13 protein-coding genes and 1 pseudogene are annotated in these 13,715 nt (G+C 70.3%); 8 read left to right on the forward strand and 6 right to left on the reverse strand.

The features are described 5' to 3' along the window. Window positions 1-95 precede the first annotated feature (95 nt). A complete protein-coding gene (locus ACFRAV_RS09835; RefSeq protein ID WP_382553254.1) occupies window positions 96-1,754 on the reverse strand; it encodes a long-chain fatty acid--CoA ligase in 1,659 nt (552 codons plus the stop codon). An 80-nt stretch (window positions 1,755-1,834) separates the two neighbouring features. Continuing rightward, window positions 1,835-2,374, reverse strand: coding sequence for a SigE family RNA polymerase sigma factor (locus ACFRAV_RS09840; RefSeq protein ID WP_382553256.1), 540 nt, complete (start codon window positions 2,372-2,374; stop codon window positions 1,835-1,837). A gap of 853 nt (window positions 2,375-3,227) precedes the next feature. On the opposite strand from ACFRAV_RS09840, the gene ACFRAV_RS09845 reads away from it, so the two are divergent. Further along, on the forward strand, window positions 3,228-3,911 hold the full coding sequence (locus ACFRAV_RS09845) for an SMI1/KNR4 family protein (protein WP_382553259.1): 684 nt from the start codon (window positions 3,228-3,230) through the stop codon (window positions 3,909-3,911). A 429-nt stretch (window positions 3,912-4,340) separates the two neighbouring features. On the opposite strand, the gene ACFRAV_RS09850 is transcribed toward ACFRAV_RS09845, so the two are convergent. Beyond that, window positions 4,341-4,811 (reverse strand): NUDIX hydrolase, encoded by a 471-nt coding sequence (locus tag ACFRAV_RS09850; protein WP_382553260.1) that lies wholly within the window; start codon window positions 4,809-4,811, stop codon window positions 4,341-4,343. Window positions 4,812-4,813: 2 nt separating this feature from the next. Next, window positions 4,814-5,548, reverse strand: coding sequence for an XRE family transcriptional regulator (locus ACFRAV_RS09855; RefSeq protein WP_382553438.1), 735 nt, complete (start codon window positions 5,546-5,548; stop codon window positions 4,814-4,816). A 205-nt stretch (window positions 5,549-5,753) separates the two neighbouring features. On the opposite strand from ACFRAV_RS09855, the gene ACFRAV_RS09860 reads away from it, so the two are divergent. The 3 genes from ACFRAV_RS09860 (at window position 5,754) to ACFRAV_RS09870 (ending at window position 7,580) form a co-directional block, all read left to right on the forward strand. Beyond that, entirely contained in the window at window positions 5,754-5,981 is a 228-nt protein-coding gene (locus ACFRAV_RS09860; protein ID WP_382553262.1) for a hypothetical protein, read from the forward strand. Next, window positions 5,981-6,220: a hypothetical protein gene (locus ACFRAV_RS09865; RefSeq protein ID WP_382553441.1), complete on the forward strand. Its 240-nt coding sequence runs from the start codon at window positions 5,981-5,983 to the stop codon at window positions 6,218-6,220. Before ACFRAV_RS09860 ends, ACFRAV_RS09865 begins: the two co-directional genes overlap by 1 nt. 202 nt (window positions 6,221-6,422) lie before the next feature. Next, window positions 6,423-7,580 carry a hypothetical protein gene (locus ACFRAV_RS09870; protein WP_382553265.1) on the forward strand — a complete coding sequence of 386 codons (1,158 nt, stop codon included), beginning with the start codon at window positions 6,423-6,425 and terminating at the stop codon, window positions 7,578-7,580. A gap of 375 nt (window positions 7,581-7,955) precedes the next feature. On the opposite strand, the gene ACFRAV_RS09875 is transcribed toward ACFRAV_RS09870, so the two are convergent. Beyond that, window positions 7,956-8,237: a hypothetical protein gene (locus ACFRAV_RS09875; protein WP_382553268.1), complete on the reverse strand. Its 282-nt coding sequence runs from the start codon at window positions 8,235-8,237 to the stop codon at window positions 7,956-7,958. A 291-nt stretch (window positions 8,238-8,528) separates the two neighbouring features. Between ACFRAV_RS09875 and ACFRAV_RS09880 the strand changes: the two are divergent. Continuing rightward, window positions 8,529-9,783: pseudogene (locus ACFRAV_RS09880) on the forward strand (IS3 family transposase). 610 nt (window positions 9,784-10,393) lie between these two features. On the opposite strand, the gene ACFRAV_RS09885 reads toward ACFRAV_RS09880, so the two are convergent. Beyond that, the gene (locus tag ACFRAV_RS09885; RefSeq protein ID WP_382553271.1) at window positions 10,394-10,828 is read right to left on the reverse strand and encodes a GntR family transcriptional regulator; all 435 of its coding nucleotides are present in this window, start codon (window positions 10,826-10,828) and stop codon (window positions 10,394-10,396) included. A gap of 166 nt (window positions 10,829-10,994) precedes the next feature. On the opposite strand from ACFRAV_RS09885, the gene ACFRAV_RS09890 reads away from it, so the two are divergent. From ACFRAV_RS09890 to ACFRAV_RS09900, 3 genes are all read left to right on the forward strand, one after another. Continuing rightward, the gene (locus ACFRAV_RS09890; RefSeq protein WP_382553274.1) at window positions 10,995-11,369 is read left to right on the forward strand and encodes a hypothetical protein; all 375 of its coding nucleotides are present in this window, start codon (window positions 10,995-10,997) and stop codon (window positions 11,367-11,369) included. A gap of 81 nt (window positions 11,370-11,450) precedes the next feature. Beyond that, the gene (locus tag ACFRAV_RS09895; RefSeq protein ID WP_382553276.1) at window positions 11,451-12,851 is read left to right on the forward strand and encodes a cell division protein FtsK; all 1,401 of its coding nucleotides are present in this window, start codon (window positions 11,451-11,453) and stop codon (window positions 12,849-12,851) included. A 50-nt stretch (window positions 12,852-12,901) separates the two neighbouring features. Then, window positions 12,902-13,588: a DUF2637 domain-containing protein gene (locus ACFRAV_RS09900; protein WP_382553278.1), complete on the forward strand. Its 687-nt coding sequence runs from the start codon at window positions 12,902-12,904 to the stop codon at window positions 13,586-13,588. Window positions 13,589-13,715: the final 127 nt, after the last annotated feature.

Here is a 13,715-nt window from a genome sequence, read left to right on the forward strand (position 1 = left end):
GCCGCGGCACGTGCCGCGGGGCGCCCCTTCTCCCGTTGTGTATTCGCGTCGTGCGCCGGGAGGCGGACCGGGAGGCGGGCCCGCGTACCGGGACGTCAGATGGTGGTCACGTCCAGCTCGCCCTCCGCGTACTGCCGGCGGATGACCTTCTTGTCGAACTTGCCGACGCTCGTCTTCGGCACCGCCGCGACCCGCGTCCAGCGCTCCGGCAGCTGCCACCTGGCGACACCGCCCTCCGCCCCGAGGAACTCGCGCAGCTCGCCGAACCCGGTCTCCGCGCCGTCCTTCAGGACCACCGCGGCCAGCGGGCGCTCGCCCCACTTGTCGTCCGGCACCGCCACCACGGCGGCCTCGGCGACCTGCGGGTGCCCCATCAGCGCGTTCTCCAGCTCCACCGAGGAGATCCACTCGCCGCCGGACTTGATGACGTCCTTGGCCCGGTCCGTCAGGGTGAGGAAGCCGTCCGGGTCGATGACGCCGACGTCGCCCGTCTTCAGCCAGCCGTCCTCGCTGAACTTGTCCTCGGGACACAGCGGTTCGCCGTCCGGACCGTTGTAGTAGGCGCCGGCGATCCACGGGCCGCGCACCTCCAGCTCGCCGGCCGACTCGCCGTCCCAGGGCAGGCGCTCGCCGTTCGGGCCGGTCAGGCGGGCCTCGACGCCGGCCGGGAAGCGGCCCTGGGTGGTGCGGTAGGCGAACTCCTCCTCGGAGCCCGGCTGCACGTGGGCCGGCGGGCGGGCCACCGTGCCCAGCGGGGAGGTCTCGGTCATGCCCCAGGCGTGGACGACCCGCATGCCGAACTCGTCGAAGGCCTTCATCAGCGCGGGCGGGCAGGCCGCACCGCCGATGGTGACCTGGGTGAGCGTGGAGACGTCACGCGGCCTGGCCTTGAGCTCGGCGAGCAGGCCCTGCCAGATGGTGGGGACGGCGGCGGCGTGGGTGGGGCGGACCGTCTCGATCATCTCGGCGAGCGGGGCGGGCTGCAGGAACCGGTCCGGCATCAGCATGTTGACGCCGGTCATGAAGGTGGCGTGCGGGATGCCCCAGGCGTTGACGTGGAACTGCGGGACGACCACCAGGGAGGTGTCGCTGTCCGTCAGCGCCATCGACTGGCTCATGTTGACCTGCATGGAGTGCAGGTAGATCGAGCGGTGGGAGTAGACGACGCCCTTGGGGTCGCCGGTGGTGCCCGAGGTGTAACACATGGCGGCGGCCTGGCGTTCGTCCAGCCGGGGCCAGTCGTAGCTCTCCGGCTTCCCGGCGATCAGCGCCTCGTACTCGTGGACCCGGGCGGCCGCGCCGTCGAGCAGGGAGAGGTCGCCGGGGCCGGACACCACGATGTGCTCGAGGGTGGGCAGCTGGGGCAGCAGCGGGGCGAGCAGCGGCAGCAGGGTGCCGTTGACGACGACCACCTTGTCGGCGGCGTGGTTGACGATCCAGGCCAGCTGCTCGGCGGGCAGGCGCAGGTTGAGGGTGTGCAGCACCGCGCCCATCGACGGGATGGCGAAGTAGGCCTCGACGTGGGCGCTGTTGTTCCACATCAGGGTGGCGACCCGGTCGTCGCCGCGGACGCCGAGGTCGTCGCGCAGGGCGTGGGCGAGCTGGGCGGCGCGGCGGCCCACCTCGGCGAAGGTACGGCGCTCGGGCGCTCCCTCTCCCGTCCAGGTAATGACCTCGGAACGACCGTGGACGGTCGTGCCGTGGGTCAGGATTCGCGAGACCGTCAGCTCGACGTCCTGCATCGTGCTCTGCACCGGTGCCTCCCCGAGATACGCGCGTCGTTACGCGTGGGTAAGTTTCCGGTGATTCTGCACAGGTGGAGGCTCTCCCGTCACTACCTGGCGAGAGGCAATTCAGGGTCTTCGCGCAGCTTGACCAGGGCACGGGACAGTGCGGACTTCACCGTTCCGACCGAGACGCCGAGCAGTTCGGCGGTGCGGGCCTCGCTGAGATCCTCGTAGTAGCGGAGCACGACGATGGCGCGCTGACGGTCGGGGAGGCGCAGGACCGCGCGCCACAAGGCGTCGCGGGTGGCCTGCCGCTCGGCCGGGTCGGCCGGCGCGGCGGCGGGCTCACGCGGCTCGGGCAGGGTCTCGCTGGGCAGCTCCTCGACGCGACGGCGACGCCACTGGGAGGTGCGGGTGTTCACCAGGGCACGGCGGACGTAGCCGTCGAGGGCGCCGTGGTCGGCGATCCGGTCCCAGTGGACGTAGGTGCGGGCGAGGGCGGTCTGGAGCAGGTCCTCCGCGTCCAAGGGGTCGTTGGTCAGCGAGCGGGCGGTGCGCAGCAGCACCGGCCGGCGGGCCTGGACGTACGACGCGAAGGAGGCGTAGGAGGTCGCACGCGGTGGTGGCGGTGACGTCCTGGCTGTCATACCTCCACGCTAGGAGCGGCGGGGCGTGGGCGGATCGGCCGCAGGGACCGGACGGGGTCCCCCGCAGGTCGGAGAGGGGAGCCGTCCTCACCTCCTGGAGAGCGAGGCGACCTCGGGGTTTCCCCCTGGGTGGGCTCCGGGTCGACGACGGGGGGTGTCCCGCCCCTTCGGCCGCCCGAACCCCGGCAACGCGTCGGAACGCACCGGCACGCCCCGGGACGGACCGGAACTCGGCGGCACGCCCCGGAACGCACCCGTGCGCGTGACGGCGTCGATCCGCCGTCACGCGCACGGGCATCCCCATGAAGCACGCTCCTTCCGCGACCGCCGGGCCCTAGCGCTCCGGCGGCCGCGGTCCGCTCACCACAGACCTCCCTGGTGGATCCGATTCCCGTGGGTGGGCCGCTCGCCCACCGGGGGACCGCCGCCGCGCGCCACCGCGCTGCGTACGCGGGTCGTGCGGATGGATGCCATCTGGTTCCTCCTTTGTGGGTGGGCCGACACGAACACCGAGTCACGAGAAGGGCTGTTTCCCTCCGGGCCGGCGAACCGGCCCTTCGGACGGGGCGGTTGACCGGACCGTCCCGCTGTTGCGTTCCTCGCCCCGAGACATGCCCACCCCACCCTGGGCAAACCGTCCCGCACCGCCGGTTCGCTCGCAAGCGTGACGTCTTGTCGATAAACCCCCAAGCGGAGAAATCGTGACGAGCTCACCGGAACGGTGCCGCGCCGGCACCCGAAGCACCCGGAACCAGGCAAGCGGCCCGGACGCCACCGGCACCACCCGTCACGGGCGCCCGCGCGTGCGGGACCCTTGTCCCCGACGGCGGACGCACGACGCGGAGGTGCAGCGGTGGGGGGACCCTGGAGCGGAGTCCGGGAGCGGGTGCTCGCGCTGCGCGAGGCGCCGCACTGGAAAACGGTGTTCGGCGCCCACTGCCCGGGCCACGGACACGACTTCGAGCTGCTGCCCACCCTGGACGAGCAGGAGCTGCGGGCGGTGGAACGAGGGCTCGGCACCCACCTCCCCAAGGAGTACCGGACGTTCCTCGGCGAGGTGGGGGCCGGTGGCGCGGGCCCCGACTACGGACTCTTCCCGCTGCGGCCGCCCGCACCCGGCGCCCCGCCGGCCACCGGCCACGCCGCACTGCCCTTCCGCCCGGAGCGCACGGCCGAACTGGACCGGCTCGAGCGCGCCGAACCCCGGCGCGCCGACCATCCCGACGAGGCCGCCCTCGCCGCCGCGTACGCCGCCTGGACGGCCCGCTGCGACGAACTGGACGACACGCTCACGCAGGGCACCCTCTGCGTCAGCTCCCAGGGCTGCGGCTACTACTCGCTCCTCGTCGTCACGGGTCCCCTGCGCGGCACCATGTGGGACGACGTACGGGCCGTCGGCGAGGGCGTCCTGCCCATCCGGCGGAAGGACGACGACCGGCCCCTGCCGTTCACGGACTGGTACCTCCACTGGCTCACCACCGCGGAACGCGACGCCTGGAACCCCCCACCCCGCCCCCGTCTCACCACGGACCCGTGACGGTCCCCGGCCCGGCCGCCTCCCAGCAGCGAGCCCAGCAGGTCCCCCAGCACATCATCACGCCCCCCTTGTGGCGTTTCCACAGGGAACGCGGGCCCAGTACAAGAACGGGTCGGCACACTGACCGCCGTCGCGCGACGCTGCGGACTGTGCCCCGCCGCGCCCGGCCGAGCGGCGGTGGCCGGACACGAGAACGGCCCCTGACCCAGGTACCCGGGTCAGGGGCCGTTCTCGCTGCTCTCACCGCGGAGGCGGTGGGATTTGAACCCACGGTGACATCGCTGCCACGACGGTTTTCAAGACGGTTGGCGGATCAGTCTCACGAGCGGCGGCTCCGGGCCTCTGAGCTGGAACTCGGCACCTTTCGGGCACCGTCGGCCGGTCGGGGCCTGGCCACCCGGTCCACACGGGGTCCACCAGCCTCGCGGTTCACCCCAGATAGGGGCCGATGCGGTGCTCCAGGTAGTGCCGAATCCGCAGGCGCTGGGTGGGGTGCATCGGCAGGGCGTCGATCTCCTCGGGCGGAACGAACCGGAGCTCGGTGGACTCGTCGGAGATCTCCAGCCGGCCGCCGGTGATCCGCGCCGTGAAACAGACGTTGAACTGCCGCCGGACCTCGCCGTCGGTGTAGGCGATGATGTGCTTCGGATCGGTGTACGTGCCGACCAGGCCCGTGATCTCGACGTCCAGACCGGTCTCCTCCTTGACCTCCCGCACGGCCGCCCCGGGCAGCGAGTCGGTGAGGTCCATGCCGCCCCCGGGCAGTGCCCACAGGTCATTGTCCTGGCGGCGCTGGAGCAGGATCCGCCCCTGTTTGTCGGTGACCACGGCGGAGGCCGCGACGACCATGCTGTTCGGCTCGGGGGCGTGCGGGTCGTCGTAGTACTCGGTCCGCGCCACGGTCAGCCTTCCTGTCCTGCGGGGTGTACGGGCTCAGCGGTCGCCCACGCGGCCTCGAAGCTGCGGGCGTAGGTGTCGAACATGCCGCTGTCCCCGTTGCCGTTCCGGCGAATGTGCCACACCGGGGCGGCGTAGGCGTTGACGCCCCAGACGTGCGCGTTGACCAGCTGCTGGTCGTCGGCCCGGTAGATCGAGTTGTAGAGCGTCGTCCCGTGCGTCCGCACCTCGATGCCCGGGGTTCCGACGAGGGCGCCGTAGTGCAGCAGCGCCAGGCGGCACCGGGACTGGATCCCGTGCCCGAAGCGCTCCTCCTGCCCTCGCTGCTGGACGTTGGCGCTGTCGGGGTCGCCTACCGCGATCCGCACCTCGCACCCTTCCGCGGCCCGCTCGGCGAGCAGCTCGTTCAGCCGCGGATACGCCTCATGGAGGAACACTGCCGCGTAGACTAGGACGTCGATCCGCTCCCGGGCCTGCGCCAGGAGCTCCACGTACGCGGACACGGGAACGTCGGCGCGCTTCTCGTACAGCCCCACCAGCTCCGGACTGATCGCACGGGCGGGGCGTGCCTGCCGGAGTGCCGGCCAGAGCGCGTGCACGTCCTCGCCCAGCGCCTTCGCCGCCTGGAACGCCGTGACGCGTCGCGGGATCCGCCCCAGGTTCACCCACCGCTCGACCGACTTCGGGTCGACCTCCACGGCCTGGGCGAGAGCGGCGTACGTCCAGCCTCCGGCCGCCATGACGGCCCACAGCCTCTCGTTCCGCACAGACTGGGCCCCCCTCACTCGCGGCTCGTGGTGCCAGGGACGTTCTACCGGACGCGGGACGTCCCGGTGTGGGGTTCGCGCGAGGTTCCCCCGTCCCGCCGACCACACCGAGGATCGGTGCCGGCCCTGCGGCACTGAAGCGCCGGGGGCACGATCAGCGCCACCGAGGAGCGTCAGCGTGCCGGACACCACCCACCCCACCGTTCCCACCCCGGGCACACTGCTCGTCGACCGCCGCGACGGCCGCGCGGGCGTGGTGATGGCCCACGAGGGCCCTTATGTACAGCTCCGCCCACCGCGGGGCGGCCGCGTGTGGGACGTGCCACCTGAGGAACTCCGCCGGCCCACGCAGGCCGAGGAACTGAGCGCCAAGGTCGCAGCGGCGAACCGGCGGTGGGGCCGGTGATCACCCCGCGCGCGGTCCTGACCTACGAGACCTGGACCCTCCAGCCCGACCGCGAACCCGACGCGGAGCCGGTCCTCTACGCGATGCAGTGCGCGATCGACGGCGAGGCCTCCCCGCCCAGCGAGGACTTCACCGAACCCCAGGACTGGCTACTCCAGCACTGCGGCCGCCACCCGTCCCACCACACCTACCGCGAGATCATCACCCGGCCTTGGCGGGCCTGGCGGCACAGCACCTGAGCAACTCCGACAGGGCGACCGGCCTCATACCCACCTGGGCCTCAGCCACAGAAAAGCAACCACGACGGCGGGTGCGCCGGCAGATCACCGCCACGGGGTTCGAGCAACCACTCGCCGGGCCCAGCCAAGATATTCAACTCCGTCAAGGGCCGCTCGCGAAGCTTGGTCAGCAGCAGCTGCGACGGCCGGGGAGTATGTCGGCATGGCTGACCAGATACCAGCACTGCCGCTGAGGTTGTCCGCCGAGGAAGCGCAGGTGACTGCGCTGGTCGGTGACGCTGCGAATACCGCGTCCTACGTGCTCGATGGTGCCACCGTGGCGATCGGTCCGTTGGGAACCGTGATCATCACTGAGGCAGGTGACTGGGGCCCCGACAGGAGCGGGGTGTGGAACGCGGAGGAGCTGCGCCTGTTCGGCCCGGCGCCGACATCGCTCACTGAACGACTTACTACCCGAACCGGGAGAGACGGTACGGACGGCAAGGTGTTGCCTGTGCATCTCATGGTCCGTGTCGAGGACGGCTTCCTGTACCTGGGTGTCGGCCGTACCGCCCAGGTCTCACAGACTCTGCGGCCTGGCCAGGACCATTACGAACTGACGCGCGCCGTGATCCAATTCCAAGAGCCTCTCAGCAAGCCGCTGCTCGACCGGGTGCGTCCGCCAGCAGCCCCGGTGAATCTCCCCGGGATGGAATGGCTCCGCCATGTGGGTAACGACCGTTCAGCAGCCCTGGAGCAGTTCGTCACAGGCTGGCACCCAGCCACCGAAACCCCGGACATCCCCCCCACCGAACTGATGACGGAAGTCATACCCGACAGTCTGAGACGGCTCTATCGACTGGCAGCACAGCGACCAGCGGTTCTTGGAGTGCAGAACAGCATCCGTCCCCCATCCGATCTACGCGTCGACGAGCGGGGCGAGATGCTGGTCTTCGGTGTCGAAAACCAAGGAGGCTTCACCTGGTCACTGTGGTGGCCACTCCATCAGGGAGAGCGCGATCCGATCGTCTGGTTCCTCGACGACACCGAGACGCCGATCGCGGAACAGGAACCGCTCAGCGGATTTCTCCTACAGTTCTCGCTCTTCGAGGCCTCGATGGGGGCGGACTACCTGGCGCTGCCGCGCAGCCAGCAGCTGACAGCGCAGAAGGTCGACCAACTCACCGAGCAGCTGCTCCCGGTTCCACTGCGCCCTTTCTGGCCTTGGGCCCCAACTCGCTTCTACGTGGCACCAGGCCTCGTCCTGCACGTGTGCGAAGTAGACGGCGGCAAGTTCGAGGCCTGGGCCGGCGCCACCCACCGCACTGCTCTGGCTCCGCTGGCTGATGCCCCAGTCGAGTGGCTTCGCTTCGACGGATGACGTCAAGCTTGAACAGAGCCGCAACGAGGGTAACGGAGCCCGCAGGGCAACCACTCTGATCGATCTTGAAAACCGTCGTGGCAGCGATGTCACCGTGGGTTCAAATCCCGCCGCCTCCGCGTGATGAGCAGTGAGAACGCCCTCTGACCTGGGTTGATGGCCAGGAGTCGTTCGCTTGCCCGGATCCCGGGACTTCCTGCCGTTCCCCGTAGTTCCCCGTTCGATCGGGCACGAGTGGGGCACGGAGCCTGAGGTGCGGCCTCATCCTTATCAGGTCGATCACGTTGTCTGTCGACCTCGCCCGAGGTGTGCTGTGCCCAGGCGCGCTTACCGTTGATGGTCGCCGCTGTTCAGCACGGTTCGCGCTTATTGGTGTCAGTCGCTGATGTCATCCTCGGCATCCTCCAACTCCTGCAGAGGCGGAGGCGTCCAGTCCATGCCCTCCCGTTCCAGCGTGGCCCTGATCCATTCCCGCCCAGCCGGTCCCGCTACGTTCCAGGTCCAGTACATCGGGCGATTGTGCTTGCGCCAGGGCAGCCACAGGCGAGTGGGTCTCACCCCACCTGCGATGTTGTGAACGAGATCCGCTAGCCAGGCGATGCAGGCGACATAGTCGTCGTCAGGCCAGGTGTCCAAGGCTTCGCGGCGCCTGGCCATGCTACGAATCTCAAGGACCGCCATATAGGCCAGGCGGGCGGCCGCCACCTGATCGTCGACTCGTCGCCTATTCCCCATCCGGTCCCCCTGCCACTACGCGGTACGCGGAACACTAGCGAGGCTGACTGACCGGCGTCAGCCACGTACGGCCCCAGCTGCCATCCCGTCTGCCGTCGACCCACACTCCGTGGAGCAGGCGCGGTGCCTGGCGTCCAGGTGGGGGGCCTCCCCCTGAGTGGTGGACACGCCGATACTGGATCTGCTTGATCCGGAGGAAGCGAGAGACCGCCGATGGCGATGAAGGACTACTCGGACGAGTTCAAGGCCGATGCCGTGGCCCTGTACGAGTCCACGCCCGGGGCGACCTACAAGAGCATCGCCGCCGACCTGGGCATCAGCCGGGGGACTCTGCGGGAGTGGGTGCTGCGGGACCGCAAGCGCCGAGGCCAGAACCCGGCCGCCCCGCCGGCAGGCGGCAGGAGGACCGCGGCCTCGAAGGAGACCGCGCCGGCCACGGAGCCGGACGAGCGGATCCGGCAGCTGGAAGCGCGGGTGGCCGAGCTGGAGGCGAGTGAGCAGAAGCTCGCGACCGAGCGGGACATACTCCGCAAGGCGGCCAAGTATTTCGCCGGGGAGACGAACTGGTGATCAGCCGCTTCCAGTTCGTCGACGACCACCGGGACGCCTTCGAGGTGAAGCGGCTCTGCGAAGTCCTGCAGGTGAACAGGTCCAGCTACTACAAGTGGCTGTCCGGCCGGCAGACCAGGCAGGTTCGGCAGCGGGCCGACGAGCGCCTGGCCGCCAGGATCCGCGAGGTCCACACCGAGTCCGGCGGCACCTACGGCTCCCCGCGGGTCACGGCCGAGCTGAAGGAGAACGGCCTGCGGGTCAATGAGAAGCGGGTCGCCCGGGTGATGCGCACGTTCTCCATCGTCGGCGTCCGCCTGCGCAGACGCGTCCGCACCACCGTCCCCGACCCGGCCGCCGCACTGGTTCCGGACCTGTTCCGCAGGGACTTCACCGCCCCCGAACCCGGCAGCAAATACATGGGCGACATCACCTACCTGCCCCTGGAAAACGGGGAGTTCCTCTATCTCGCGACCGTGCTGGACTGCTTCAGCCGGAAGGTCGTCGGCTGGTCCATCGCCGACCACATGCGCACCGACCTGGTCGCCGACGCCCGGAAAATGGCCGCCCGCACCCGCGGCGGCCTGGACGGCGCGGTGTTCCACTCCGACCGGTTGAACTCGCCCAATACGGGGCCAGGGCCTACGCGACCCTCTGCGACCAGCTCAAAGTGACCCGGTCGATGGGCGAGGTCGGCTCCAGCGCGGACAACGCGGCCTGCGAAAGCTTCCACGCGTCCCTGAAACGCGAGACCCTCCAGGGCGCCCGCCACTACGGCGACGCCGCCACCTGCAGAAAGACCGTCTTCGCCTGGCTGACCCGCTACAACACCCGCCGCCGGCACTCCGCCAACGGCCACCTCAGCCCCAACGAATACGAACGACGACACCACACCGCTAAGCTCACGCTCGCCGCGTGATCAATGACCGCGTGTCCACCACAACGGGGGAAGGCCCTGGAGCGCGCCACTGTACGAACGACCTGGACGCCAGGTGCCGTGTCTGCTCGGCTCTGCCTGGGTCGACGGTAGGCGGGATGGGAGATCCCGCGCCTCAGCCACCTTCGGCCGGCACCCGCCCGCGGCGCCCCCGCCATCTCGGCCCCGGCCGTGCGGTACTCGCCTCTCCTCCTGGTGCTGCTCCTACTCGTCGGCGCGCGTCGGCGCAGCGTGCGCGGAGCGGGCCGAAGGCAGGAGCGCAGCGCGACGCGGAGCCGGGAGCGCGCCCGGCGAAGCGGAGCGCAGCCGGGCTTGATCCAGTAAGGAAACTTTTAACGGCCTGGCGCTTCACTCTTTCGGGCCTGCCGTGGCAATCACCCGATTCCGGATCTCCATGAAGGACGTACGGGGGCGATCGTCGCCGTGCGGTCAGCGCGATCGCGACGAACCGAGGTGGTGTACGTGAACAGGCATCGGGATGACGTACTCGAGGGGCACGACCGGCACGTCCTGGTGCTCGCGCTCGAGATGCTGGCGATGGTGCGCCGGATGAGCCGGGAGGCGGCCGGGATGCGGGCTGACCTGGCGGAACTCAGGAGTTCGCGTGGACTCGGGCCTTCAGTTCCTCGACTTCGCGCTTGAGGTCCTGGTGCTCGGCGCTGAGGTGGCGGACCTCGTCGCGCAGGGAGGTGAGGACCTCGGTGAGTGTGGTGCTGTCCTCCTCGCCCTCGGCTCCGCCTCCGGCGAGGTACCAGGCCGGCGCCGTGTAGCCGTCCGGGAGTTCCCCGACGTCGGCGACGAAGCTGCCGCGGCCCTGGATCGTGTAGATGAGCCCTTCTTCGCGGAGGAGGTTCAGCGCGGCCCGCATCGTCATGTTGGCGATGCCGAACCGGTCCTGGAGCTCCCGCAGCGACGGCAGCTGCTCCCCCGGCTTCAGCCGGCCGGCACGGATCTCCTTGCGGATCGCGTCCGCAGCGTGCTGGTACGGCGGCCGCCGGTCCGGCCGGTCGCTCTTCGCGGGGGTCATGCATCCAGGTTAGCCGTCTAGCTCCCTTAGCACACCTACCCGGCCCCTGTTCTGCCTTACAGGTTTGGACACGCGCAGAACTTGGCAGACTTGACAGTGCTAGCACACCTAGCTCTACTAGCCCCGAGGTCGCCGTACGAGGCGACCACGAGGAAGGAACATCGCCATGGCGCGCATTCGCGTGGGCTTCGCCCCGACCACCCGCCACATGGTCGGCATGCTGCCGACCCCGAAGTTCACCGACCAGGAGCGGACTCAGATCGCCAAGGACCGGGACACCGGCGAGAGCCTCTACACCGTCACGGTGTTCGTGATGGAGGACGAGCGGGCCGAGGCCATCAAGGTCACCGTCCCCAAGAGCGGCCTGCCGGACGGTCTCAACGTCGGCATGTTCGTCCGGCCGGTGGACCTGTTCGCCACCCCGTGGGCCCGGGTCTTCAACGGCCAGATCCAGGACGGCATCGCCTACCGGGCCAGCGCCCTCGAGCTGCTGGGCAGCCCGGTGCCCGTATCGGGGGGTACTCCTGACGACCTCGCCTAGCAGGATCGCCCGGCCGCCCGGTTTCACGGACGGCGGCCCGTGGCTGCCACTCGGACTGTCGGTCGAATGGGAGGAGTTGAGATGGAGCAAGTGACACAGGTGACCAACCTCGGCCGCATCGTCGTCTGCCTGGCTCTCGCCGCCGCCTTGGGGTGGGCGGTGAGCTGGGTGGTTCGCTACCTCCGGGCAGACGCGGACATGCGGGCCAGCATGCGGCAGGCTCTGCGGGTCCGCCGGTCCTGGCGGCGGCTGGCCCTGATGGCCGGCCTGACCGTCACGGACTCGATGCCGAGCACGCTGGCCTCGCTCAGGAACACCAGCGGGACACCGCCCCGCCCCCGTGTCCTCGTCCCCTCCCTGCGGGTGCGGGCCGACCGGTACGGGGTGCGGGTCCGGGCAAGGTGCCTGCCGAGAGTCGGTCTGGAGGAGTACAAGCGGGCCTCCGCCTACCTGGCCGACGCCTGGGGCTGCACACGCGTCTCGGTCACGCAGGAGTCGCCGGGGTGGGTGCAGATCCGCGGCGTGCGGATCGATCCGCTGCTGGCGCCGGCGACGCACACGCCGACGGGGGAGGAGCCCCGCGACCTCGTCCACTGGGAGATCGGGGTGGACGAGTACGCCCAGACGGTGTCGGTGAACCTCGCCGAGGTGCCCGGCGTGACCATCGCCGGACTGCCTGGCTTCGGCAAGACCTCGGTCATCAACCGCTTCCTCTGCGACTGCGCCCCCTCGCCGGCCGTGCAGTTCGCTGTGGCCGACGGCAAGGTCTCCTCTGCCGACGAAGGCGACTACGCCGAGCTGGTCCCCCGGCTGTTCACCTTCGTCGGCGACGACCTGGAGGAGGCCAACGCCCTCTTCAAGCGGCTGGCGAGGCTCCGACAAAACCGGTCGTCCTGCATCCGGTACGTCCTGGGCCGCAAGGACATGTGGCATCGCGGCCCCTCCCGCTCCTGGCCGTGGGTGGTCCTGGTCATCGACGAGGCGCACACCTACTTCCGCGACCACAAGGGCTCGGACAAGGAGTCCAAGCACCTGGCGGCCCTGGCCGCGGAGAACGCCCGCCTGGTGGAGGAGCTGGTCAAGAAGGGCCGCAGCGTTGGGATCCTCGTACTCCTCGCCACCCAGAAGTCCACGGGCGACGCGATCCCCACCTTCATCCGCGATGTCTGCCCGGTCGGCATGTCCTTCGCACAGAAGACCGCCGAGGCCTCGGTGGCGGCCCTGGGCGACGACATCCGGCAGTGGCCCGACGTCATCCCGACCACGCTGCAGAACCCGGCCTACGTCGGAGTCGCGGTCATGAACTCGCCCGGGCGGGCCGGCTTCACCCGCGTGAGAACCCCGTACGTCCCGGAGAGGCACGCGGCCCGGATCGCCGCCGCGACCGCCCACCTGACCGCCGACCCGTCCGAACTCCTCGCCGCCGTCACGCCGCTCAGGCCGCGGGCCGTCGTGCCCGACCAGACGCCATATGCCGTCTGACCGATCGCAGGACGCTCCGTCCACAGCCTGTTGAGAGGAGGTGAAACCTCGTGACCGAAGAGCGCATCACCCAGCGGACGATCACCGTGGTGATGGCCGTCATCGCCGCCCTGGCGTTCGTCTTCTCCTTCGGCAACGTCTGGGACCTGGCCCTTCGGCTCGGTGTTCCGAAGCCCATCGCACCGCTGATCGCTCCCATGGTCGACCTGTCCGTGCTCGGCCTCCTGGTGGCACTGCGGCACCTGTCCCTGCGTGGAGTCCCGGCGGAGGAAGTGCGGACGGCCACCAGGCTCATGCACTGCTCCGGACTGCTCACCCTGGGACTCAACGTCGCCGAGCCCATCGCCGCCGGCCACCACGACCGGGCCGCGCTCGACTCCGTCGCGCCCCTGCTCCTGCTGGGGTGGGGCGCCGTCGGCCCGCAGCTCCTGCGCGCCTTCCACACTGCCCGGCCCGTGAACCCTGCGGACGCTGAGGCCACGAGGCCTGTCGCCGCACCTGCCCTGGCCGCCGAGGAACAGCCCCGCCCGGAGTCCACGCCGTCAGAGCCCGCGTCCATACCCCCAGCCTCCGCCCCGCCCCCGCAGGTGCCCGAACCGCTCCTGCACGAGGCCCGGGCCATCGCCGCCGCCCACCACCGTGAGCACGGCGAGCCCATCACCGTCGCCCAGCTCAAGCGACGACTCGGCGTCGGCCTCCCCATGGCCGCCGCCCTGCACGCGGCACTCGCCGCCTGACCTCCGCCGGACTCCCGGTACTCCCAACCGTCGCCCTGCCAGGGCCCGATTCGTCATGCCCCGAGCAGCAGCTCTGCCCCGCCCGTGGTGCCGCTGCTGCTCGGGGGCCCACCCCGCACGAGAGGCC

It is taken from the genome of Streptomyces sp. NPDC056600 (assembly GCF_042792855.1).
GTDB lineage: Bacteria > Actinomycetota > Actinomycetes > Streptomycetales > Streptomycetaceae > Streptomyces.